At 48.7% G+C, this 22,623-nt stretch carries 22 protein-coding genes; 14 read left to right on the top strand and 8 right to left on the bottom strand.

The features are described from left to right. Positions 1 to 18: 18 nt before the first annotated feature. The 4 genes from corC to C6Y40_RS04785 all read left to right on the top strand — a co-directional run bounded on the left by corC (position 19) and on the right by C6Y40_RS04785 (position 4,441). On the top strand, positions 19 to 882 hold the full coding sequence (gene corC, locus C6Y40_RS04800; RefSeq protein WP_105933594.1) for a CNNM family magnesium/cobalt transport protein CorC: 864 nt from the start codon (positions 19 to 21) through the stop codon (positions 880 to 882). A gap of 5 nt (positions 883 to 887) precedes the next feature. Then, positions 888 to 2,411, top strand: a complete 1,524-nt coding sequence (gene lnt, locus C6Y40_RS04795) for an apolipoprotein N-acyltransferase (protein ID WP_105933593.1) — start codon at positions 888 to 890, stop codon at positions 2,409 to 2,411. 102 nt (positions 2,412 to 2,513) lie between these two features. Continuing rightward, positions 2,514 to 3,788, top strand: a complete 1,275-nt coding sequence (locus C6Y40_RS04790; protein ID WP_105933592.1) for a Xaa-Pro dipeptidase — start codon at positions 2,514 to 2,516, stop codon at positions 3,786 to 3,788. Between the two features lie 197 nt (positions 3,789 to 3,985). After that, a complete protein-coding gene (locus C6Y40_RS04785) occupies positions 3,986 to 4,441 on the top strand; it encodes an Hsp20 family protein (RefSeq protein ID WP_105933591.1) in 456 nt (151 codons plus the stop codon). A 146-nt stretch (positions 4,442 to 4,587) separates the two neighbouring features. On the opposite strand, the gene C6Y40_RS04780 is transcribed toward C6Y40_RS04785, so the two are convergent. The 4 genes from C6Y40_RS04780 to C6Y40_RS04765 form a co-directional block, all read right to left on the bottom strand. Continuing rightward, positions 4,588 to 4,929, bottom strand: a complete 342-nt coding sequence (locus tag C6Y40_RS04780) for a hypothetical protein (protein WP_105933590.1) — start codon at positions 4,927 to 4,929, stop codon at positions 4,588 to 4,590. A 166-nt stretch (positions 4,930 to 5,095) separates the two neighbouring features. After that, the gene (locus C6Y40_RS04775) at positions 5,096 to 8,179 is read right to left on the bottom strand and encodes a DUF748 domain-containing protein (protein WP_105933589.1); all 3,084 of its coding nucleotides are present in this window, start codon (positions 8,177 to 8,179) and stop codon (positions 5,096 to 5,098) included. A gap of 156 nt (positions 8,180 to 8,335) precedes the next feature. After that, positions 8,336 to 8,863 (bottom strand): nucleotidyltransferase family protein, encoded by a 528-nt coding sequence (locus C6Y40_RS04770; protein ID WP_105933588.1) that lies wholly within the window; start codon positions 8,861 to 8,863, stop codon positions 8,336 to 8,338. 8 nt (positions 8,864 to 8,871) lie between these two features. Further along, a complete protein-coding gene (locus C6Y40_RS04765; RefSeq protein WP_105933587.1) occupies positions 8,872 to 9,315 on the bottom strand; it encodes a hypothetical protein in 444 nt (147 codons plus the stop codon). A gap of 196 nt (positions 9,316 to 9,511) precedes the next feature. Between C6Y40_RS04765 and C6Y40_RS04760 the strand changes: the two genes are divergently transcribed. Next, complete coding sequence (locus C6Y40_RS04760; protein ID WP_105933586.1) at positions 9,512 to 10,777, top strand: NRAMP family divalent metal transporter; 1,266 nt, start codon at positions 9,512 to 9,514, stop codon at positions 10,775 to 10,777. Between the two features lie 19 nt (positions 10,778 to 10,796). Then, a complete protein-coding gene (locus C6Y40_RS04755) occupies positions 10,797 to 11,675 on the top strand; it encodes a 5'-methylthioadenosine/S-adenosylhomocysteine nucleosidase (protein ID WP_105933585.1) in 879 nt (292 codons plus the stop codon). A 39-nt stretch (positions 11,676 to 11,714) separates the two neighbouring features. On the opposite strand, the gene C6Y40_RS04750 is transcribed toward C6Y40_RS04755, so the two are convergent. Continuing rightward, positions 11,715 to 12,350, bottom strand: a complete 636-nt coding sequence (locus C6Y40_RS04750; protein WP_240621848.1) for a phosphoribosyl-AMP cyclohydrolase — start codon at positions 12,348 to 12,350, stop codon at positions 11,715 to 11,717. A 275-nt stretch (positions 12,351 to 12,625) separates the two neighbouring features. On the opposite strand from C6Y40_RS04750, the gene C6Y40_RS04745 reads away from it, so the two are divergent. Then, positions 12,626 to 13,819 (top strand): diguanylate phosphodiesterase, encoded by a 1,194-nt coding sequence (locus C6Y40_RS04745; protein WP_105933584.1) that lies wholly within the window; start codon positions 12,626 to 12,628, stop codon positions 13,817 to 13,819. Positions 13,820 to 13,864: 45 nt separating this feature from the next. Here C6Y40_RS04745 and C6Y40_RS04740 read toward each other — a convergent pair whose 3' ends face one another. Further along, positions 13,865 to 15,616: a PAS domain S-box protein gene (locus tag C6Y40_RS04740; RefSeq protein ID WP_105933583.1), complete on the bottom strand. Its 1,752-nt coding sequence runs from the start codon at positions 15,614 to 15,616 to the stop codon at positions 13,865 to 13,867. 198 nt (positions 15,617 to 15,814) lie between these two features. On the opposite strand from C6Y40_RS04740, the gene C6Y40_RS04735 reads away from it, so the two are divergent. Both C6Y40_RS04735 and C6Y40_RS04730 read left to right on the top strand, forming a co-directional pair. After that, entirely contained in the window at positions 15,815 to 17,371 is a 1,557-nt protein-coding gene (locus C6Y40_RS04735) for a sensor histidine kinase (protein ID WP_105933582.1), read from the top strand. After that, on the top strand, positions 17,371 to 18,063 hold the full coding sequence (locus C6Y40_RS04730; RefSeq protein ID WP_105933581.1) for a response regulator transcription factor: 693 nt from the start codon (positions 17,371 to 17,373) through the stop codon (positions 18,061 to 18,063). The genes C6Y40_RS04735 and C6Y40_RS04730 overlap by 1 nt, the downstream gene beginning before the upstream one ends. A gap of 12 nt (positions 18,064 to 18,075) precedes the next feature. Here the strand turns inward: C6Y40_RS04730 and C6Y40_RS25120 are convergent, their stop codons facing one another. After that, complete coding sequence (locus tag C6Y40_RS25120; RefSeq protein WP_105933580.1) at positions 18,076 to 18,459, bottom strand: hypothetical protein; 384 nt, start codon at positions 18,457 to 18,459, stop codon at positions 18,076 to 18,078. Positions 18,460 to 18,658: 199 nt separating this feature from the next. Between C6Y40_RS25120 and C6Y40_RS04720 the strand changes: the two genes are divergently transcribed. From C6Y40_RS04720 to C6Y40_RS04700, 5 genes are all read left to right on the top strand, one after another. Beyond that, positions 18,659 to 19,297 (top strand): TonB family protein, encoded by a 639-nt coding sequence (locus tag C6Y40_RS04720; protein ID WP_240621847.1) that lies wholly within the window; start codon positions 18,659 to 18,661, stop codon positions 19,295 to 19,297. Positions 19,298 to 19,306: 9 nt separating this feature from the next. Then, a complete protein-coding gene (locus C6Y40_RS04715; RefSeq protein WP_240621846.1) occupies positions 19,307 to 19,867 on the top strand; it encodes an RNA polymerase sigma factor in 561 nt (186 codons plus the stop codon). Further along, positions 19,864 to 20,454 (top strand): hypothetical protein, encoded by a 591-nt coding sequence (locus C6Y40_RS04710; RefSeq protein WP_105933579.1) that lies wholly within the window; start codon positions 19,864 to 19,866, stop codon positions 20,452 to 20,454. Before C6Y40_RS04715 ends, C6Y40_RS04710 begins: the two co-directional genes overlap by 4 nt. 109 nt (positions 20,455 to 20,563) lie before the next feature. Beyond that, positions 20,564 to 20,899 carry a nuclear transport factor 2 family protein gene (locus tag C6Y40_RS04705; RefSeq protein ID WP_170308410.1) on the top strand — a complete coding sequence of 112 codons (336 nt, stop codon included), beginning with the start codon at positions 20,564 to 20,566 and terminating at the stop codon, positions 20,897 to 20,899. A gap of 130 nt (positions 20,900 to 21,029) precedes the next feature. Beyond that, the gene (locus tag C6Y40_RS04700; RefSeq protein WP_105933577.1) at positions 21,030 to 21,461 is read left to right on the top strand and encodes a hypothetical protein; all 432 of its coding nucleotides are present in this window, start codon (positions 21,030 to 21,032) and stop codon (positions 21,459 to 21,461) included. 63 nt (positions 21,462 to 21,524) lie between these two features. Here C6Y40_RS04700 and C6Y40_RS04695 read toward each other — a convergent pair. Next, positions 21,525 to 22,542 (bottom strand): IS630 family transposase gene (locus C6Y40_RS04695; protein ID WP_105932858.1). Its coding sequence is split into 2 segments (ribosomal slippage): positions 21,525 to 22,097 and positions 22,099 to 22,542, totalling 1,017 coding nucleotides; the frame shifts between segments, so codons are not numbered across the junction. Between the last annotated feature and the right edge of the window lie 81 nt (positions 22,543 to 22,623).

Here is a 22,623-nt window from a genome sequence, read left to right as displayed (position 1 = left end):
TAATTAGACACGGACATTATGAGCGACGATAACCCCCACTCTACCAACGGCTCCTCGGGAAAAAGCTGGTTTGATAAACTGAAGCTTTCATTCTCCGGAGAGCCGCAAAGTAAAGAAGACCTGGTTGAGGTCATCACCGAAGCCGAACAGCGCGAGCTGATCGACCCCCAAACCAGAGAAATGATCGAAGGCGTTATTGGCGTCAACGAAATGCGGGTAAGGGACATTATGATCCCACGCGCTCAGATGGTTACCATCGACATCGACCAGCCGGTTGAAGAATTTTTGCCTGTCATGCTCGACAGCGCTCACTCCAGATTCCCCGTTATTAACGAAGATAAAGACCATATCGAAGGCATTTTATTAGCCAAGGATTTGCTCCGCTACGCGTTTATTACTAACGACGATCAGGCATTCCATTTACGAGACGTATTACGTCCTGCAGTGATCGTCCCGGAAAGTAAACGGGTTGATGTCCTGCTCAAGGAGTTCCGCCAGCAGCGTTATCACATGGCCATTGTGGTAGACGAATACGGTGGTGTATCCGGCCTGGTGACCATCGAGGATATTCTTGAGCTTATCGTTGGTGAGATTGAAGACGAATACGATCTGGAAGAAGACGGCACCGATGATATCCGTCCGCTTAACAAATATACGTATTCGGTTAAGGCACTGGTACCGGTTGATGAGTTTAACCGTTTTTTCGAAACCAAATTCAGCGAAGAGGAAGCGGATACTATTGGCGGCATCGTATTAAAGGCCTTTGGCCATATGCCTGCCACCAGTGATGAAATCACTATTGATAACATCCAGTTTAAAATTACCAACTCGGATAAACGCCGGTTGATGCAACTGAAAGTGACCCTGCCAGACCTGGAGTAATTGGCTTGAGAAAGTGGCTTCCTTTAGTGCTGGTGTTATTGGCCGGCACGTCGTTAACTATGGCCTATGCCCCTTTCGATTTATGGCTGATCACGCCTGTCGCTCTGGTGGTGGCATTACGTCAGTTACTCCTTACGGATACCCCTAAAAAAGCTTTCTGGCTGGGCTGGACCTTTGGTCTGGGCTGGTTTGGTGCCGGGATCAGTTGGGTGCACGTGAGTATTGCAGACTTTGGCGGTATGCCACTCATCGCTTCAGTGCTAATGATGTTTTTACTCAGTGCCTACCTGGCGCTGTTTCCCGCGTTCAGTTTTTACTTTGCTAAACGCTGGGTCAAACCTGCCCTGCTGCCGCTGCTGCTCCCTGCGATCTGGTTTATCGCTGAATGGCTCAGAAGCTGGTTGCTGAGCGGTTTTCCGTGGTTATCCTTAGGTTACAGTCAACTCGACAGCCCGCTATCCGGCTGGCTGCCCGTGCTCGGCGAAACCGGCATGACCTGGTTATTAATGACCATGGTTAGCGCGTTAGCCGTGGCCACCCTGACCAAACGATTTTTACAGGCCATAGCCATTACCGGTTCGATAACTATTGCAGCTTTGCTGTTAAATTCAGTTAGCTGGGTTGAGCCCCAACAGCCAGTTTCTATTGGTATGGCGCAGGGTAATATTGCGCAGTCTTTGCGTTGGGTCCCGGAACAGGACGCACCGACCATGAACACCTACCGGGAGCTGACAAGCCTGGTATGGGACAACGATGTGATCATCTGGCCGGAAGCCGCTATTCCCAAACTGGAAATGCTGGCTCAGGATTTTATCACTGATATGAACGCCGAAGCCGCCCGCTACGATACGGCCATTATCACCGGTGTGGTTAACTATAACTTTGAAAGTCAGGAAGCCTGGAACAATCTGATTGTACTGGGTAAATCCCATGCCGACGACGAACAGGGCCATTACCGTTATTTTCATGGTAACCGCTATGCCAAACACCACCTGTTACCCATTGGCGAGTTTGTGCCTTTTGAGGATTTACTAAGGCCGCTGGCTCCTTTGTTTGACTTACCCATGTCATCGTTTAGTCGTGGCGATTTTCAACAACCCAACCTGCTGGCTAATGGCCTGCACCTGGCCCCGGCCATTTGTTTTGAGATTGCCTTTCCGCGCCAGGTAAGAGCCAACCTTTATGCCGACACGGATTTTATTATTACCGTCAGCAACGACGCCTGGTTTGGTCGTTCTCACGGCCCGGCTCAGCATTTACAAATTGCCCGTATGCGAGCCAAAGAGCTGGGCATTGGCGTGATCCGCTCTACCAACAACGGTATATCGGCCTTTATCGACCATCGGGGTAAAGTGGTTGCGCAGTTGCCGCAGTTTGAAACTGCCGCTCTATCAGCCAAGTTATCAACCGTTTCCGGCAGCACGCCTTATCGTCAATGGGGCGATTTCCCGCTGTGGCTGTTAACCGGTTTAATCGGGCTGGTTTTCCTCATTTTTAAACTGCGCGAGCGCGGTGCTCAGAGCAACTGAAATTTCCTCGCTCAATAGCGCCGCTCAGTCGCGATTAACCTATACCTTACGCTGGCTAACTGCTAGTTTTGTACCTTAAGATTTAACATTCCAGGGTATTCAATGAAAACGATAATAACACTCCTTGCACTGACGCTTGGCGCTTCTGCCGCGTGTGCTAAAACCACAGTACTGACCGCCGACCGTATGATCGACGTGGAAAATGGCAAGCTGATCACTAATGCTGTAGTAGTAATGGAAGACAATACCATTGTGGCTGCCGGTACCAAGCGTTCGGTAACCATTCCGGCTGATTCTGACGTGATGGAACTGGGCGATTACACACTGATGCCCGGTTTAATGGATATGCACGTTCACCTCACCTCTGACGCCACCAAACACGGCTATAAACGTCTGGCGGATTCCTTGCCGCGCGTCACGCTGACCGGTGTAAAACATGCCGAAGCCACGCTTATGGCAGGCTTTACCACTGTTCGTAACGTTGGCGCCCCCGGCTTTGCCGATGTGGCCTTAAGGGATGCCATTAACGATGGCGACATACAAGGGCCACGGATGTTTGTATCGGGCCCGTCGCTGGGCGTAACCGGCGGGCACTGCGACAATAACCTGCTGCCTTATGAGTTTCATACTGTGAGTGAAGGCGTGGCAGACGGCCCCTGGGCAGTCCGCGAAATTGTGCGTCGCAATATTAAATACGGCGCTACAGTAATTAAATTCTGTGGCACCGGCGGCGTATTATCAAAAGGTACTAAAGTGGGTGTGCAGCAATACACCTTCGAGGAAATGCAGGCGCTGGTAGACGAAGCCCACATGCGCGGCTTAACCGTTGCCACGCATGCGCACGGTACCAGTGGTATCAAAACAGCCATTAAAGCCGGTGTCGACTCAGTAGAGCACGTTAGTTTACTGGATGAGGAAGGCATTGAACTAGCGCTCGAGCATGGCACTTACTTCTCGATGGATATTTACGTTACCGAGTATATTTTAAGTGAAGGCGAAAAAGCCGGTATCTTAGAAGAAAGTCTCGCTAAAGAGCGTATTGTGGGCAAACGTCAGCGTGAAAACTTTCAGAAAGCGGTGAAAGCCGGGGTGAAAATGGTGTTTGGTTCGGATGCCGGGGTTTACCCTCACGGCGACAATGGTAAGCAATTTGCCCGCATGGTGCGCTTTGGCATGACCCCAATGCAGGCTATCCAGGCGGCCACCATTCATCCGGCAACACTGCTTAAACAACAAGAAACGTTAGGCAGTATCAGTGCCGGTAAAAAAGCCGATATTGTGGGCGTAAAAGGTAACCCGCTGGATGATATTTCGCTGCTCGAAAACGTTGGCCTGGTGGTTAAAGATGGCCATATTGTAAAATCCGTAGCAATGTAACCTGCTAATTTTAAATCGATTTTGAAAAACCCCGCTTAAAAAAGCGGGATTTTTTTATACATGCTATTGAAAAAGAACCAGCTGCACATATCTCTTTTACTGTCGGGGCTTAATGATAAGGCCGACACAACCATCGCCGCTAAGCGGGGTGGTATTAAACCTAACTTTACATATTGCTTAATTGCGAGGATATGACTATGCGTACTATCGATCTATCTCCACTTTACCGTTCTTTTATTGGTTTTGACCGTCTGGCATCCATGATTGATGCAGCTTCTCAAAACGGTAATCAAACCACTTACCCGCCTTACAACATCGAGTTAATGGGCGAAGACAAATACCGAATCAGCATGGCCGTAGCCGGCTTCAGCAAAGACGATGTAAGCATCGAAGTGCTGGAAAACGCGCTGACTGTGGCCGGTAAAAAAGAGGCCGAGGAAAGCCAGGATGAGGAACAAAAACGTCAGTTCCTGCATAAAGGCATTTCTGAGCGCAACTTTGAACGTAAGTTCCACTTAGGCGACCACGTAAAAGTAACCGGCGCTAACCTGGAACACGGGCTACTCAATATCGACCTGGAACGCGAAATTCCGGAAGAGAAAAAGCCCCGCCAAATTGAAATTGGCAGTGCATTACTGGAAAACAAACAGTAACCACTAAGACATTATCTCCCTGCTAAGCGGCGCTAAATGCGCCGCTTTTTTATTGCTTGTCCTCTAGTAACTTTTATCTGAGTTGACTATCCGATTTTGGGAAGCACTTATTTATTACGACCTGCTATTTTCATCACAGTATCTGCTTAGTTATTGAGAAACATGATTGTTAACAACATACAACTAACGCCGAAAATAATGCCCACGGCAACACGGTGTATCAGAGGGTAATTATTAACTGTCAGAACGGCGCCATAAGCAACTCCGCTTGATATCCACATTGCTAAAAGAACGCCGGGAATAGATAGTGTAAAGGAGCCTGCAACCAACATTATCACACCGACAATAAGTAGTGTTTCCACAAAAGCTGCCAGAAAGGCGATAGAATTATCAAGTTTGTCTTTTGGGGTTTTATGGAGGTACCAATTAATCAGAAATCCCCCACGGGTTAAGCTATCTAAAAAGTAATTAGTACGTTCAGCTGTCATGATTGCTCTTCCTTGTAATCGCTAAAAAATACAACTTCCTGATGATTATAGTCGATTCGGGATTTATCTGTTATTCAGACAAGTGTTGATAAAAAAAGAGAACAGCCCTAACCCAAAAGGCGTTACGATATAGCCTCGCTCGATTTTTGAGAATATCAGACTAAACCTAATCTGCCTGTAACGACAATTCCACACTTCTTGACTGGGACTGCAGGTGCTCCCGACTGTTAAGTAAAAACAGACGCCCGGCTTCTACCTGAGCCTGATTGACCAAATAGGCTTTCACGCGTTTACCACGCGCCTGAGCCAGCGCGGCCAGCTCACTCTCGGGAATGGTAATACTGTCTCTCAAGCGATTGTACATCGTAATATGCAGGGCTCGCGTGACCTGTTGTTCGGTGACAGGTTCCTCATTATTATTTTGCAGTTGCGCCCGGATCCGCTGCTGTTCGTCCTGCACCGAATCTGAAAATGTTTCGCTAAACAGGGTTTCCAGCGTACTCGCTAACGGCCCCTCAAGGGGCACATTACTGGCAGAAAAGTTATCCGGTAAAGCATCCTGTGCACTGCGCTCAAGAAGTTGTTGGTGTAGTTGCGCCACCGCCAGTTCACGGGCGTCGCTCACCGCATCGACGGTGCCCTCAATACTCACCCGTAAACCCGGCCGCTTATTCAGCGCTTCGGCCAGCGTAGTGAGGCGTTGTGTAGCTTGTTCATCGAGCGAGTCCTGGCCTGCGGCAAAATCGACCCGGTTAAGTTCATCCTCACTGCCCACCAGGCTGGCCAGAAAAGTAAACGGCGCGGTCACGGCTTTGGTTATAAGGTTGCCCAGGGCGTTTAATATAATCGAGCCAAAACTGAAATCCGGATTATCCAGATCGCCAGACACCTCAAGACCGAGATCGATCACTCCGTCGTTATCCTGCAGTAACGCTACAGCAAGGCCCAGTGGCAAACTCAGCGCCTGCTCCGAATCACTTTTTCTGCCCAGCGTAAGCTGATCAATCACCACGTGATTATTGCCATCAAGCTCACTGTTTTGCACCTTGTAGCGAACATCCAAAGACAACAGCCCTTTATCGATGTAATAGCCCATGTAAGTGCCTGAATAAGGGTTCACCGAGGTGAGCTCAGCGCCCTCAACGGCAAAATGCAGATCGAGGAATAGCTCTTCCAGCAAAGGGTTAATTTCGCCCTTGAGAGACACCGGCGCATAGCTGTCTATCTTGCCGTTAATGGCAACCTTTGCAGCACTCCCCGCATCGGAGGTGAGTTGCTCAATAGAACCGTTTAGCGATTCAATACTCGACGCAAACTGCGGTGTTAAGGACTCATCAGCGAAGTAAGCACTGCCGTTAATAAGGTTAATGGCCGCGATACTGATTGCTAAAGTTGAGCCTTCAGCGTCGCCAGTTTCTGGCGTATTAACAGAGCCTTCTTTAGCGTCACCGACTTCCGATGCGTTTTCAGAAGAAGATTCACCACTACGGATAATCGCACCGATATTGGTCCGTTTTTGCTCGTCGATAAGGATTTTCGCGTAGGGCTCGGTAATATTAACCGAGGCCATATCCAGCGTATTGTCGTCAAGACTGAAGCGTAGATCGGCTACGTCCAGGGATTGCCATTTAACTAACGGCTCGTAGTGCAGTCCATCCAGAATGGTCAGGTTATCAACGGTTGCATCACCACTCACCAGTAGCTTTTTACCGCTCTCTGCAACTTCGTAGCGGGTAGTGGCAGACAGTGCCCCCTCAGACAAGGATAAGTTTACGAAAGGCGTTAAATACGACTGCACCTGTGACAGCGCGATATTCGAGAGTGTCAGCTCACCGGCCACTGCCTGCGTTGCCAGATCAGCACTGCCGCGAGTGACTAATTCTCCCTGGGCATTATCAGGTATAGCCTGAGAATTACCGCTGATTGCCAGTGCAACTTCATAGTCAACCGGCGTTGAAAAGTGACTGTCTATTTCGCTGGTTGTCACCGTTATCGGATGAAGCCGCCAGTACATGCTCTGTGCAATGGCTTTGTCGTGCAGTTGAACATCTCCCTCGGTAATTGCCAGTTTATCGAGCACAACACGCCAGGCGGAAGATGCCTCTGACTGCGAGTTATCTTCAGGTTCCGCGTTATTTTGTGCTATTCCGGCTGGCATCAGCAGACTAACCAAATCCAGCCCGTCATTGTCGTAAACGCCGTTGATATAAGGCGCTTCAAGCTTCAAGCCAGCAATATCCACCCGCTGTGAATCTGTATCGAGACGCATATCGGTTAAGCTAAACGTATCCAGCGCAATGCGTTGACGGGTTGTATCAGACAGCGCCAGTGAATGAACAGCCAGTTGACCGTCATTTGCCCTGAAGCGAAAGCCTTGCTCCGTTTCCCTCACCTCATAACCTACTGAGAAATCCAATGTCCCATCGGTTAACCGCGCTATGATGATGTCATCAGACAGCGGCCATAACGGTGGCAGGGCTAGTTTCTTTATCACCACTTTGCCAGTAAGGGCCAGTGGCGCGAGCTGAAACAGCCCATCCACGTACAGGGTGCCGCCTTCGGTAGTGGTTACATTCACCTGGTACAGATTATCCGGGCTGCCTTGTTCCTCGCTTCGTGCATTATCCGAAATGGTTGCGTGGGTATCCAGATTAGCCAGCTCCAGCGCCAGGTCGGGATAAACCAGTTCGGCACCGCTGACCCGGTCAAAGACTTCTACTTTGCCATCCGTTACATTTAACAATCCGAGTCGCAGGTGCGGTATACCGCTTTCATCACCCGACTCTTCGTTTGTCTCCTCGGGCGAGCTTTGTGACTGAATATGCGCAATGATATCTGAAAAGTTAAACTCCGTGGTTTCACCGCCCTGCTCACGGGCTAACCGCGCATAAGGACCGTTTAAATAGAAATGCTCAAGGGTTGGTGTAAAGGTTAATAAGGTACGCCAGAATGCCGCATCGGCCTCCAGTTGGGTAAAGCGGATAAAGTCGCCCTGTTGATCTGCTTCTGCAATGCGAAAATTAGCCACCCGTACACGTAACAAAAAAGGATTAATCGAGATGGTATCAACGGTCACTTCCCGCCCGAGAGTTTGGGATAACGCCGCCGGCAATTTTGACGTCAGTACATAGGGCGTTAATAGTCCGAGTAACAATGCATAAAGCGAATAGGCCAGCAGACACCACTCACTTACACGCAACCAGCGCGGCTGCTGGTGATAACCTTTTCGCCAGGTATTAAGCTTGCTCATAAAAAATCCATTCCTGATTGCTCCCGTTGCGGCTCTCTGCGGCGCTTATGCCTTTCAAAGTAGCAGTTTAATTTCCGGCTCAAAATTTGCCAGGCAGCGTCCGGAGTCGCGCTGCCCTTGCTAGTCATTTATCAATCCAGGACTGACAAACGTTCGCTAATTAATAATCTGAAGTTTTGGCCATTTCTCTAACCATTGCTTGCTGGCTATGCGTTGTCTGAATACCTCTTTACTACGCAGCGGATTGTGAGTGAGTTTACCTTCGAGCAAAGACTGAACCCCAAAAGGTGCAGCCAGCTCCAGGTGGTGGTTGTCATTCAGGCGCACGCCCACCGCCGTCTCTTTTTCCGGCCAGTAGCGCATGGCATCGGTACTGTTTTGATAAGCCGGGTCCTGATTGCGGTGATGCATCACGGCCTGATTTTTAACCTGCCAGTTAACATCAGGCAACGTATTGGCCAGCTTCTTTTCGATGTTTTCCGGCGCTAAGTGTTGTTGCTTGTCATAATAGATAACATCCACATCGTTGAGCGGTGTAGGTGGATAGTCGTGCAAAGCATCCCATACCATATTGCGCACAAACCCGGCGGCAATAAAACAATCCGGCAACTGCAGTGCCTGTACCGCCTGTAATAGCCGCATCCTCTGTTTGTCATGGCGTAGCATGGCCTCAATAGATTTCATGGGGCACCCTATCGGCTGTCACAACCTAACTCTTTAAACAACTGTGCTCTTTGTGCTGAGGATATCGCATAGTAACTAAAGTGAATATCCTGGCCCTTGTGATTACAAAGCCGGACTTGTTTTGGGTACCCCGAATAAATTTTACACCCACCAAAGTGTTGTCTTTCAATGGTGCGTTTACGGCCGAATTCGGTGACTGTCAGCTGATCATGATTAATAGCAATACTAAATGGCTCAACGCGTCCGTTGCCACTATTGAACAGCAGTAACCACAGCGCAAAAGCCAGATTAAAGCCAATGAGCAACACCGCCGATTGCCACAAACTGGCCCGAGAGTCATCGCCAAAAGTCACAACCAGCGCCACAGCACTGAGTTGCGGCACCGCATACAAGAAGAAGTGCACATATAAGCGGTTAAAAAATCCCTGTCGATCGCTTTGTTTATATTCCATTAATTATCTTTCTGACAAACACACTTTATGCAATACCTATCCTAATCTTTTAGTGAGTTTTAGAATAGCTCACGCAGATTTTCGCTCTAACTACCGATAAAGTAGCTAAATTACACTCAACCCCTGATGCAGAATAGTTTACACTGGTTCCATTATTTAATCCTCCAGTAACCAACAGGAAAACAAAGTGCCCTCCATGCAGTCAGGCGCTGACAGCCAAGCCTCTTTATCCTTTGCAAAATTAATAAAATTACTCGGTCCGGGCGTATTGATGGCTACTGCGGCCATAGGTGGCAGCCACCTGGTAGCCTCTACTCAGGCCGGGGCTAAATTTGGCTGGCAACTGGCATTGCTGATCCTGGCCGTAAACCTGTTTAAATACCCGTTTTTCCGGGCCGGGGTGAGCTATACCATCAGTAGCAATAAAACCCTGCAACAGGGTTATCTCACCATGGGCAAGCCCTATTTGCTCATGAGTTTTGCGCTTAACGGCATTTCTTCTTTTGTGAATGCCGCTGCCTTATTGCTGTTTTCAGCAAGCTTACTGGGCTACTTTATTCCGTTTAATGTGGCGTTGCCCTGGCTGGCCGCTGTATTACTTATCGTATCGCTGATTATCCTGCTGGCTGGCCATTACCATGCGCTCAATCAGGTGGCCAAGGTGATTATGATTGCCCTGGTTATCGCGACTATTTCGGCCACCGTGATAGCCTGGCAACAAGGCCCGGTTGCGCCGGCCGAATTTGAATCCCCCTCGCCCTGGACGCTGGCCGCAATCGGTTTTCTGGTGGTGACCATGGGCTGGATGCCCGCCCCGATTGAAATATCCGGTATCACCTCGTTATGGTTAAAAGAGCAGTGTCACGAAGCTAAAGTAACACCACAATCGGCCTTATTCGACTTTAACCTCGGCTACCTGGTTACATTACTGCTGGCCTTGATGTTCCTGGCGCTGGGTAGTCTGGTATTACATGGCAGCGGGCAGGAACTGGCCAGCGGCGGTATTGGTTTTTCGCACCAGTTGGTAGATTTATATGCATCCACCATTGGTGAGTGGTCCCGTTACCTGATTGCCGTAGTTGCCTTTTTATGTATTTTTGGATCGGCGATTACCGTATATGACGGCTATTCGCGGGCCCTGGCAGAATGCTACACCTTACTCAAAGGCAAACAGGATGTGTCTGATAGTGTGTTTGCGGTTTGGCTATTACTGGTGGCAGCGGCGAGCTTTGCCATGGTGTTATTCTTCCAGTCTGCCCTGCTGGCCATGCTGGGCTTTGCCATGACCCTGGCCTTTATGACCACGCCGGTATTTGCCTGGCTTAACTACCGGCTGGTTAATCGTCATGATATCCCGGAATCACTCAGAGGCGGCCCGGTAGTATTGTGGTTAAGCCGGGCCGGATTGGTTTATTTGTTTGGCTTTCTGATTGTCTTTATTATCTGGAAATGGTTCCTCTAAGCTCATCAAGGTATCAATAATGAAAAAACTCTACACCTGTCTCCTGCTGCTGGCGTGTTCGTTAAGCAGTTTTGTAACCTATGGAGAAGCGTTTCGAAGCGTAGAGATAAGCACCTCGCAGCAGGCTTTACCGCCGGTTATGATCCAGGGGCCAATGCCCATCGAAGCGCAATATTTCGCGTCGTTATTGAACGATGTCCGCACTGAGAAGGCAGGTCAGGCAACGTTTTATATTGGTACCTTCAACGGCTATCCGGTAGTGGTTGCGCAAACTGGTAAAGGCCTGGAAAACACTGCGGCCGCCACCGCTGTTGGCATTGAGCGTTATCATCCCCGGGCTATTATCAATCAGGGCACATCCGGCGGACACGATCCTGATTTACAGGTTGGCGACATTGTTTTAGGTAAACGCAGCGTTAATGCGAGTAATTTTAAAACCCCTTTTCGTGATAAAGGTGAGGGATCTGCTCCACTTGAGTGGTTACCAATGGATCTCCTCGCCTCTGAAGGCAGTGCCGGCGAGGGAGACTCAGCCAAAGATGCAGAGCGTATTCGGTACTACGTTGCCGATGCTGAGTTACTGGCGGCGGCCCATGCGGTAAAAGGCCAGTATAAGCGCGGCAAAGTAGTAGAAGGCACTATCGCCAGTGGTAATTTCTGGAACAACGAGCTAGACCGTATCGCCTGGCTGCACACCAAATTTGGTACCAGTACCGAAGAAATGGAAACCGCCTCAGCAGCACAGGTTGCACACAGTTATGGTATTCCTTTTCTGGGGATCCGGGTCCTTTCCAATAACCTGACCAACGATGGCCATTACGACCCGTCCACCGCAACCGATTGCCAGGCCTTTGTTAAGCTGGTAATCGAACAGTATATTAAACACAGTAAAAGGTAGCTCCTCAGAGCTACCTTTTGTTACGGGTAATTAAAGGTTTTAAAGCGGAGAATAAGGCAGCGATGACTGATGAGCTACAATTCTTAGCTTACCTGATTTGTCTTTAACATAAGCAAAGGTGTATTCCACTTTGGTCTCGCCCCCGTTGGTGTCGGTAAAGTAATAATTCCCCATGGCCACTGCCATGCTGCAGCTGTTATTAATAATCCCGACGTTATCAAACTTCACTTTGGTGTACGGTTTGATGGCAAATCCTTTATCTTCAGAGTAAGCCTCGTTACCGCCCACAAAATACGATAATGCCGCATCAAAGCTCGATCTGAACTGTACCTTCGCAGCCAGTGTCGGTTTAAATAACACGCTGCTCAGGTCGTAGCCGTACATATCCTGAATAAAGTCTGCTGCGGCAGTTGTATAGTCGCCGTCAGATGAATAGACCGACCCTATTCTTACAATCCCGTCACCCCAGAGTTTCTGCGCCTCTACCACTTCACGCTCTGAAATACAGGCATCCGAATAGAGCAAACGATTATCCACCACCGACGCTGCTGCAGTATTTGCCGCAGGCTCATTCATACTGCTTTTTAATTGCTGGGATTGTGCGGTAGCGCAACCTGTTAACACGGCCGAGGAGAACGAAAGAACCACTAACACTTTCAAGTTCATTTTTTGCATAACAATACTCTCTTTTCCGAAATCAGATAACTAACCAGTGCTGAATAATCACTGCTTGGTGCTCATGATTAAGAATATTCATCACGCCTGAATAAAGCTTGAAAGGAAGATTAAAAGAACATTAAAAGCCGGCTGCCTGCCTATGCCTGAAATAAATGCAGCCCTCGCAGCGCCCATTAATCTGCATCAATAATCTGAGTTTTATTGCTTTTCGTATTCCTAAGGGTGTCTATACTTAAAATGTAAATCTGCAATCTTTTAAGTGGGAGCCGTGGATGTTAAGACAGCTGGTGTACCGAAGTCGTGCAACCCAAAAGATGTCGGAACCGGATATCGATAAAATTGTCGCTGACTCTAAGCCTTTTAATCAGGCTAACGATGTTACCGGGTTATTGCTGTTTGATGGCGAGTTTTTCTTTCAGGTACTTGAGGGTGAAGGAGATGTGATCCACAGGCTGTTTGAGCATATAAAAACCGACCCGCGCCACACCAATATTGTAAAAGTGCTCGACAGCGCCTGTGCTAAACGCGACTTCGGCAAGTGGAACCTGCGAACGTTAATTCTTAAGCCCGGTAGCCATTGCTACTGGCTTCCTTCAGATCTTACTGTAAGGCGCGACAGCAGAGTATTTTCACTGCTTAACAGCTTCGCCACCGGGCGCTGGCGCAGTTGTGTTTCTGCAGCCGAACGCGCCACGGTTCAGTGTACTATAGCCACCAGCCAGATTGACCTTACCCCCTACCCTTCCAGCGATATTCAGTTTGCCTTTCAGCCCATCGTAGATACCCGGATTGGAGGCATTTCATCTTATGAAGCGTTGCTGCGTAACAATGTAGGCCGTTACCCTGAATTAATTCTGGCCGATCTGCCTGAGCAGCAAAGGTATGAGTTTGACTTAAAATCCAAAGCCATTGCCATTGCCCAGGGGGCCAAACTGTTACAGCCTGGCCAGTCTTTATCGGTTAATTTATTGCCTGGGGCAATAACGACAAACGAACGGGTAGTAAGTCAATTGCTGCACTATCTCAAAGAAGGCGGCTTGAGGCCTGAACAGCTTATTCTGGAAATTACCGAAAGTGAAATGGTAAAAGAAAACGATGCCTTCTTTGCCGTTATTGAAGATATTCGTGCGGCAGGGATCCGGCTGTCGCTTGATGATTTTGGCGCCGGTTATGCCGGCCTCTCGTTACTGGCCGACCTGATGCCGGATAAAATAAAGCTGGATCGCGCCATCACTCATGGCATTCACGAAAGCGGCCCGCGTCAGGCGATATTGCATTCGGTATTCGAATTTGCCAATGCCACTGGCAGCCACTTAATTGTAGAGGGGGTAGAAACCTTCGACGAATGGCTGTGGTTAAACAACGCAGGTGTGCGTAAATTTCAGGGCTTCCTGTTTGCCCGCCCGCAGCTAAACGGTGCCAACGCCATTTATTTTGATGCCCGGGAGCTGGCTGGCCAGCAATAACAGCCGTTGCACAGCATTATCAAAGCTGTGCAACGGCGTCTTAACTTACTGGTCGATTTTGCCCAGCATTACCGCCAGATCGTCTATTCGGCTTACGGTGTCTTTTACCAGTTTATCAATCTCATCACTGGCCTGCCTGGAGTGCGACGCCAGACTTCTCACTTCATCGGCCACCACCGCGAAGCCGCGGCCTACGTCACCCGCCCGGGCCGCTTCAATGGCCGCATTAAGCGCCAACAGATTTGTTTGTTCTGAAATGCCGTTGATAGTACCGATGATGTTGCTGATGGTCTGACTAACATTCAGCACGCCTTTCATAGATTCCTGGGTTTGATTTACGGCAATTCGGCGGGCAGTAATATCAATGCCAAATAATACGTACTGGGTAATTTCATTCTTAAAGTTTTTCAGCGCGCAAATACCGGCATCCAGTGACAACATAAAATCACCCTGGCCAAAGTTGATCTGCAATTTGATATTGCCGCTTTCCTGCAATTCAGCCTTATGTTCTGCGGTGAGTTCCTGTAAAACATGATCCACAAAAGCCTGCTGCGTGGCACTTGAGCCGAGTTTTGTGGCCAGTAAATCACTGGGCGTTTTAAGCTGGCCGTCTTTATCAATGTCGAGTAACACTAATGAATTGTCGATAGCATTGATCTTACGAGTAAAATCGAGCGCCATCTGTTTAACTTCAGTAATGTTAGCCTGTACCGAAATGTAGTTCTTCACCTCGCCTTTTTCGTTCAGGATTGGCGTGATAGACAACGACACCCAGTAAGGCTCGCCACTCTTGGTATAATTAAGGATTTCATCATAAAACGGTGTGCGATCGTGCAGATTCTTACGAATGCGGGCAATGGTATCTGGTGAGGTTTCCGGCCCTTGCAGGAAATCCCCCGGTTTCTTGTGTTTAATTTCTGTCAGCGAATACCCGGTTAATCTTTCAAAACCTTTATTCACATACACAATCAGCCCGGCCGGATTGGTAATAATAACCGAGTTATCGGTTTCGTTAGCAACCATAGAGAGCATTTCACGCTCTTCCCGCATAAGTACTTCCTGGGTTACATCTTTAACAAACGCGGTATACAGGGTTTTGTTTTCAAGCCTGACTTTCGACAACGATAACTGGCCCCAAAGCACCTCACCATCTTTACGTTCGATTTTTATTTCCCGGCTGGTACCGACGATTTTATCCTTACCAGTTTCGCGATTGGCATTTACATAACTATCGTGATTCGCCTGAATGGCTTGCGGAACCAGCATCTTAACGTTTTGCCCGAGGACTTCCTGACGGTCATAGCCCCAAAGTTTCTCTGCCGCAGCATTAAATAAGGTAACGCAGTTATGCTCATCGATGCAGACTACCGCATCCAACGCCTGCTCCAGAGTTTGCGCCATAGTTTCCCTGGAATCGCGCTCCTGAGAAATATCCCGCACAAAGGCGGTGTAATGGATGTGCCCGTTAAGCACGATTTTAGACAGCGACAGCTGTACCCAGAGCTTAGTGCCATCCTTGCGTTGTAACTGCACGTCCCTGGAACTGCCGACAATCTTATCCTGACCGGTCTGGCGATGATGGTTAACGTTATTATCATGATTTGCGCGCAATTCGTGCGGTAGCAGCATGGCCACGTTCTTACCAATCACTTCATTTTTACCATAGCCCCAGATTTTTTCGGCCGCCTGATTAAAAAAGGTCACCCGGTTTTTTTCGTCGATACTGACTACCGCAATGATACTTTGCTCAAGGGCCTGAATAGCCTGGTTGGTTTTCGTCTTCTGCTGCCAGAACATGCTGCACTCCACCTATAAAATATGTCTACCTCAGGATGGCGTTTACCGAACACTTCAACGCTGCAAGGAGCCAGCCGCGCTCAGTCAAACTGTATGTAATACGCGACAAATTTACATTGCGTTCACAAAGCGTAGTTCAAAATTGCGCTTTTTTCGGATTTTTACGTATTGGATGTTAAAGCGTTGCGAAGTAAGTTCATGTATAAGCGAAAAATCTATCTATTTGGGATCACCTCAGGGCTGATCATGATGATTGCTCTATGCTGTACGGCTGTTTCTGCCTACCTGACACAAATTAACCTGGAGCAAAGTAATACCGGACAAACACTGCTGGCAGAACATCAGAAACTCAGCAGCATCTCCTATCGAATGTTCAAACAACTCACCGACGAGCTGATTTTTGGAGAAAGTGCCAACCAGGCTATCATTCGCAACAAACAGGCGCTTATTGCTCAGTCGTTAGACAAAATTCGCCGTCTCGAACTGCAACAAAGGCAGGCTCTGGGCAGCAAGATGACCGCCGGCAGCATTGAAGATACCGACGAATTGGCCGGCTTGATAGACGCCATCATCAGCGAATTTAAGGCCATCACAGCAACTTACAATAACACCCCGCTGGACCAGCAGAACCGCTTGCAAACCTTGCTCGAGGTAAAGATTGATAATGAATTTCGTGAGGCAATTAACGCCGCTGTAGTACGGCAGGGTAATGTAGTTTCAGCCATTAATGCCAAAATAGAAACCCTTAACACTGCCATTGTGTGGTTTGCTGTGGGCGTGGCGCTGTTTGCCATGCCATGTATTATCCTTGCCTGTTACTGGCTGTTTAATCAGCTCTATCAGCCGCTAACCATTATCAACAACGGCACTAAAGCCATTGCAGCAGGCGATTACCACCAGCGCTTACCAGAAACCCTGGATACCGAATTCTCCCAACTGGTATCGTCGCTAAACCTGCTGGCTTCGCGCCTGGCTGACCACGAAATGCAAGCCGAACATTCTCGCAAGCAGCTGGAATTTGAGGTAGAGCAGCGCACCCGGGAAATCAAGCAGGTCAACGAACAACTTACCAGGGTTGACTCCCGTCGGCGTCAGTTTCTGGCTGATGTCTCCCATGAACTCAGAACGCCTCTAACCATAATCCGAGGCGAAGCCCAGGTTACTTTGCGCCAGTCTTCGGCCTCAGAGGATGTTTACCGGGAAACGCTGGACTCAATATTGCTGCAGGCGGTGAACCTCAGTGAACTGGTAGATGACTTACTGTTGCTGGCCAGAGCCGAACTAAGTCAGTTAAAACTGGACACTTCGCGCCAGCCGCTAGGCGATTTCCTGCAAAATCAGGTTAGCCAGTGGCAGCGTCTGCACGAAGATCGCCAGTTTACTCTCGATATTGACGGGAGCACCGAAGCGTTACAGCTCAAATTTGACCAGCAACGCCTGAAACAGGTGGTTGCTATTATGCTGGATAACGCATGTAAATACTCAGCGCCGCAATCGCCTATTAACGTGTCATTAAAGCAGGTAGATAGCAGTGCCTGCATTGAGATAAAAGACTTTGGTGAAGGGATCTCCCCTGCTGATATTAACCATATTTTTGAACGCTTTGTGCGCTTTAAGCACAAGTCCGAAGGACTTGGGCTTGGCCTCGCCATTGCCAAAGCCATTATTGAGGCGCATGGCGGGGAAATACAGGTTAATTCCACCCAGGGCGAAGGCACCCTGTTTCAAATTTATCTGCCAATGGATGTTGAATAATGAAAATTCTGATTGCTGATGATGAACTCTCGCTGGTCAATTTCCTTTATCGCGGACTCACTGCCGAAGGGTTTGAATGCATCAAAGAAACTGCACTGCATAACCTGGTTGATTTAGCTAAGCGGGAGCAGCCTGATTTGCTGGTGCTCGACAGAATGTTTGGCGAAGACGATAGCGTGGAGATACTGCCCGCCCTGAAACAGCTCAGCCATGGCCCTATGGTGTTACTCCTGTCGGCCCTCGATGATATTGTCGAAAAGGTCACCGGGCTCGACAAAGGCGCCGACGACTACCTGTGCAAACCCTTCGATTTCGACGAGCTGTTGGCCAGGGTTAATGCGCTGGGCAGACGGCATCGCTCGCAACCGGCTAAAGCGCCTCGCCAGCTGAGCTTTGCCAACCTGCAACTGGATCTGGAGTCCAAACTGGCCAGCATTAGCCAAGACGGTAAAGCTGAAGAACTCACTCTAACCAATATTGAATTTAACCTGCTGAGCTATTTTATTGAGTCGCAAAATAAAGTGCTCACCCGGGAGCGTATTTTAAGCCGGGTCTGGCAAAGCAACACTGATCCGCTGACTAATATTGTGGATGTTTATATCAGCCGCCTGCGCCAAAAACTACCGCCTGCTGCGGGCATCGAAATCGCCACGATCCGCGGTAATGGTTACCGGTTAAAGGCATTAAGTTAATCCGGCTGTCCTCTACTCTATCCACATCTCGTTGATGAGTGGCGTATCAGCGTTGTTAGTAAATGTGATATTTATCAAAATATCATCACTGGTATTAGAATATCGGGCCACAAACAGCAACCGTGGGCTGCCTGCCCGGTTCAACGCTGCAACAAGCCGTTTAGATATAAGCGGGCCAAGCTGTGGAGCAATTGCTTCGTAGGCGTTTTGAAACCCTTCAGGCGTAATTCTGGCTGCCAGCGAGTCTGTCATCACGTTTCGAAATGCCTGATAGTCGCCTGTTTCATGGGCTTTTAACGCGATATCAACCATTGGCATTAATAACGCTAATGCCTGCGCTGCGTTGTCTCCAAAGCAACCAAAATAATCTTCCGGCGGTTGGTTATCATCATTCATGCTCCCTCCTGTTGCGGCGTAATGTGCATTTCACAAATTTGCGCTGCCCGCTGACCAATTTTGTAGTCCCCAACATCACCTGCGACACTGCCCCCGGCAAGTTCAAAATTGTAAAATTTTGTAGAGCTAATTTTTTGTAAATTAATTCACCCCTTTTGTGCTCGCCATTCGTTATACCCAAAACCAGGGAGTACACACTATGCAATTAACTGCGAATCCAACCTTTTCAACCCGTGATTATGTCAGGCCATTGAGTCACCTGCTACTGGCCGCGCTGGTCACTTTCGGTTTGTTTGTAATGATGGCCAAACTAATCGAGCAACACGGCGAAGCCCCAAAAGTGGAAGAGCCGGTGGTAATTGATGATTTTTTACTGCACGTGGAAGAGCCTGAAACTATTACCAGACAACCGGTTAAGCCGATGGAAAAAACGCTCGAGCAGCCCCCTTCGCTGCCAGAGCCGGTTGAGTCTGATCCTGGCCCCAATGAGCTTAGCGTTAACGTAAACCCAGTCATACCCGGCAATCAGATAGCCATTGATACAGACTTTGGCCAACAAAGTGATGCGTCTGCACGGCCGATAGTCAGGGTGAACCCCAGCTATCCTGCCGATGCGGCCCGACAAGGCATTGAAGGCTGGGTGCAATTAACCTTTGACCTCACGCCCCAGGGAACGGTAACCAATATCACCGTAGTGGATGCTGAGCCGCTAAGAATCTTTAACCGGGAAGCCAAACGGGCGCTGGCAAAATGGCGTTATCAGCCCCAGGTAGAAAAAGGTGTACCTGTGGGGCAAACCGGGTTACAAGTAGTACTGACCTTCAAGTTGGAGCAGTAAGGACCGCCTGTGGGGATTGCTAAACTCGGATTTCTACGCACTTTCCTGAAATCGGAAACTGCCACAAGCTGCAACGAAACTTTGTTCAGGCGCTATCGGCAAACGGGCGATAGCGCCGCCCTGAGCGCACTCTACGATCAGCACTGTAATAACCTGTACTATTATCTGCTGGTAATGAGCGATCCCAATACCGCGGCAGATGTCACCCAGAAAGTCTGGCTCAAAGTAATGGAATCAAAACAAGACTACCAAAGTCAGGGGCGCTTTCAGGCCTGGCTGTTTACCATTGGCCACCGGATGCTTATCGATGAGTTTCGCCAGAGTAAGCGCTGGCAGGCCGATACCGACCCGGATTCCCTGGGGTCAGTAGCGCCGGTGAGTGATAACCAAACCGACTTTCATCAGTTGCTTAAACATCTCCCGTTCACCCAACGGGAAGCCTTCTCGCTACAGCAGGAAGGATTTAGTTTGCAGGATATTGCCAGCATCTGTGATGTGCCGGTTGAAACGGTAAAAACGCGCCTGCGATATGCCCGCAACACCCTGAAAAAACATTGGAAAACATCATGAACGAGTCCGACCGTCAAGACGCATTGCAACAGGCATACAACACTGCTAAGCAACGTTATCCGGCGCCCGGGCGGATAAAACGGGCCGTGTTGAATCAACAGCCCGGTAATCAACAGCACTTCCTTGAACGCGCTAAAGCCAGATTGCCCGGCCGGGAGTGGCTGGCGCTGGCTGCTGCAGTAGGCTGCCTGTTACTGCTGGTTAAGGGCGCCCCGCTTATTAACCAGCCAATGCCCGACAATGATATCATTGCCCTGGAAGTGGAATATCATGGCTATCAGGATGACGTGGCGAGCCTTCCCGACTATCGCGAAAAACTGACTTTGTATACCCGTGAATTTACCCGTCAGTTAACCACATTAAAGGTGTTCTATTCGCGCCCGGCCATGCTGGCCAGCCATCAGGGAAACTGGTTGTTTACCGATTGTGATAATCAGACCATTACTGTTTCTCATGAGTTAATTGATGATTTACGGGCGCTGCAGCGAGTAGATCCGGCCCTGGTTGAGGGCACTTTTGTCGCCCTGGCCTTTGATAAACAAGGCCGGCTGATAAAAATAGAACAGGCTCCCATCAAGAGCTGCTAGCTTGGGCGGGCACGCTAATTTTTACTGGTCAAGCGTCCAACAACATGGTTTCATTAGCTTTAACACCATTCGCGATATACAAGCGGCGCTACCTGCAAGGACTCCCACCGTGAAAAACCTGTTTCAAGCTATTGATAATAAAGATACCGAAACCTTTGCAGGCTTTTTAGCAGAACATGCCACCTTTCGCTTTGGCAATGCACCAATAGTCACTGACCGGGCTAACATTGCCGCCGTGGTCGACGACTTTTTCAACAGTGTTAAAGCGCTTTCTCACACAGTGGCTGAGACCTGGCGAACCCCAACCGGGGTAATATGTCAGGGAACAGTGACTTATACCCGTTTTGATGACAGTACTCTTACCATCCCGTTTTGTAACATCTTCAGGATTAATGAGGATTTAATTGAGGAATACCTCATTTATGCCGATGTTTCGGCGCTCTGACAGTCTGCAACACTCCTTATAAGCCCCACAGCCTCTGGCCTATAAGGCGCTGTAAAAAGTGCATGCTTTTTGCGTAACAACTGTGCTATGTTAATTTTTAGCTATTGTACTTGCATAAAAACTAACAAAAATGAGTACAGAACAGGAAATAATAAAAAAACATCAACCTGTGATCCGCGCGTTAATTCCTTATCAGCAGCAAGGTCGTCTGCTCGAGGGTCTTAACCGTTTCTCGTCGCGCCTGAATGCCCAGGCCAGACAAGTCATCAAAGAGGAAGTTATACGCTTAACGTCGCAAACCGACGCGCCGGCGGATAACTCGGCCTTTGCTCAGTTTCCGGTAAAACGCTTTTCTCACTTTGGTATTGAAATGACCCTCGATAAAGTGGGCACGGAGATCCTGAAAAAAGAAACCGCCCGCTACATGGAACAATATACCGTTGGTGTGTTTGAGTCGATTACCAATTCGGCGCATTATCAGGGCCTGGTGCAGCGTAAGTTACGCGAAAAAATCATAAATGCCTTCACGGTTCAAACCCAGTCTTATACCATTCCATCTTAATATTTGGTCAGTAATGCCCAGTCTCTCGAACACATATTCATGATTCGCTTATACCATTCCATCTTAATATTTGGTCAGTAATGCCCAGTCTCTCGAACACATATTCATGATTCGCTTAGTGTCATCGACGAAATCGTTCCAAGCTGTGGTACATGCATCAACGATATCTTCGTATCCCTGGAAGCATCTGTTCGCTAAATGATGTTGCCGTATCCAACTCCACACCTGCTCTATGGGATTCAGTTCAGGAGAATAGGGTGGCAGTTTCATAATTGTCAGGTTTTCAAAGTCATCGGCTATATCATCGGTATGCCAACCAGCACCATCCATCACCACCACGGCATGGCGCCCCGGTTTTGTTTTCTGTGAGATTTGCATCAGGTGTTGACGCATGATGTCTTTGCTCACATAGGGCGAAATGAACGCTTCGGTGTCGCCAGTAGCTGGACATACCGCGCCAAACAAATGTGCATATTCAAATTGCTGTTGCTTCACAACTCGTGGGCGACTTCCCGTTGGGGCCCAAATGCGCGTTGTCGTGTTTTGCTGGCCAAAACGAGCTTCGTCCTGGAACCAAACATCTATGCGATCCAAGGCGAGATGCCCCGGAGTGTTAAGGATCGTTTCCAGTAGGAAGTTTTTTATATGCATCCTGGACGCCTGTTTGTTGTTTAGGATGTCGAGAACGACTCGTTATCCAACTAAACCCCAACGATTTTAACAGCTTATAGATTGCATTATGATGGTAGGTAACGCCAAATGTTTGCTCAATATAGGCTAAAATACTTTCCCCGGTAAGCCTACCTCCTTCATGTTTATCCTGGCTATGCTCTTCGATGTATGAACAGAGCGTTTGCTTTTGCCGTTCTGTGAGGTAGCAAGTTCGACCTTTTGCCTTTTTGGATTCCAGACCTTCAAGGCCATTGGTAAGGTAATTGGATACCCACAGATTCACACTTGTCCTACTGACTTTGAGTATTTCAGCGATATAAGTGCGGCTCTTGCCGTCAAGAAAATGAGAAAGGGCTAAGAAGCGTATACGCTTCCGACTATCTTTTTCAGATTTTGAAAGGGCGAGCAATTGCTCTGATGTATATTTCAAACTAAATGGACTCAGGAATGTAATGTGGCAATTAGATCACAAATCTAGATGGAATGGTAT

Origin of the sequence: Marisediminitalea alba (assembly GCF_002993365.1) — a bacterium.
GTDB classification, from domain to species: Bacteria; Pseudomonadota; Gammaproteobacteria; order Enterobacterales; family Alteromonadaceae; genus Alteromonas; species Alteromonas alba.
The sequence above is the reverse complement of the archived record's forward strand: the minus strand, read 5'-3'. Positions and strand labels throughout refer to the sequence as shown.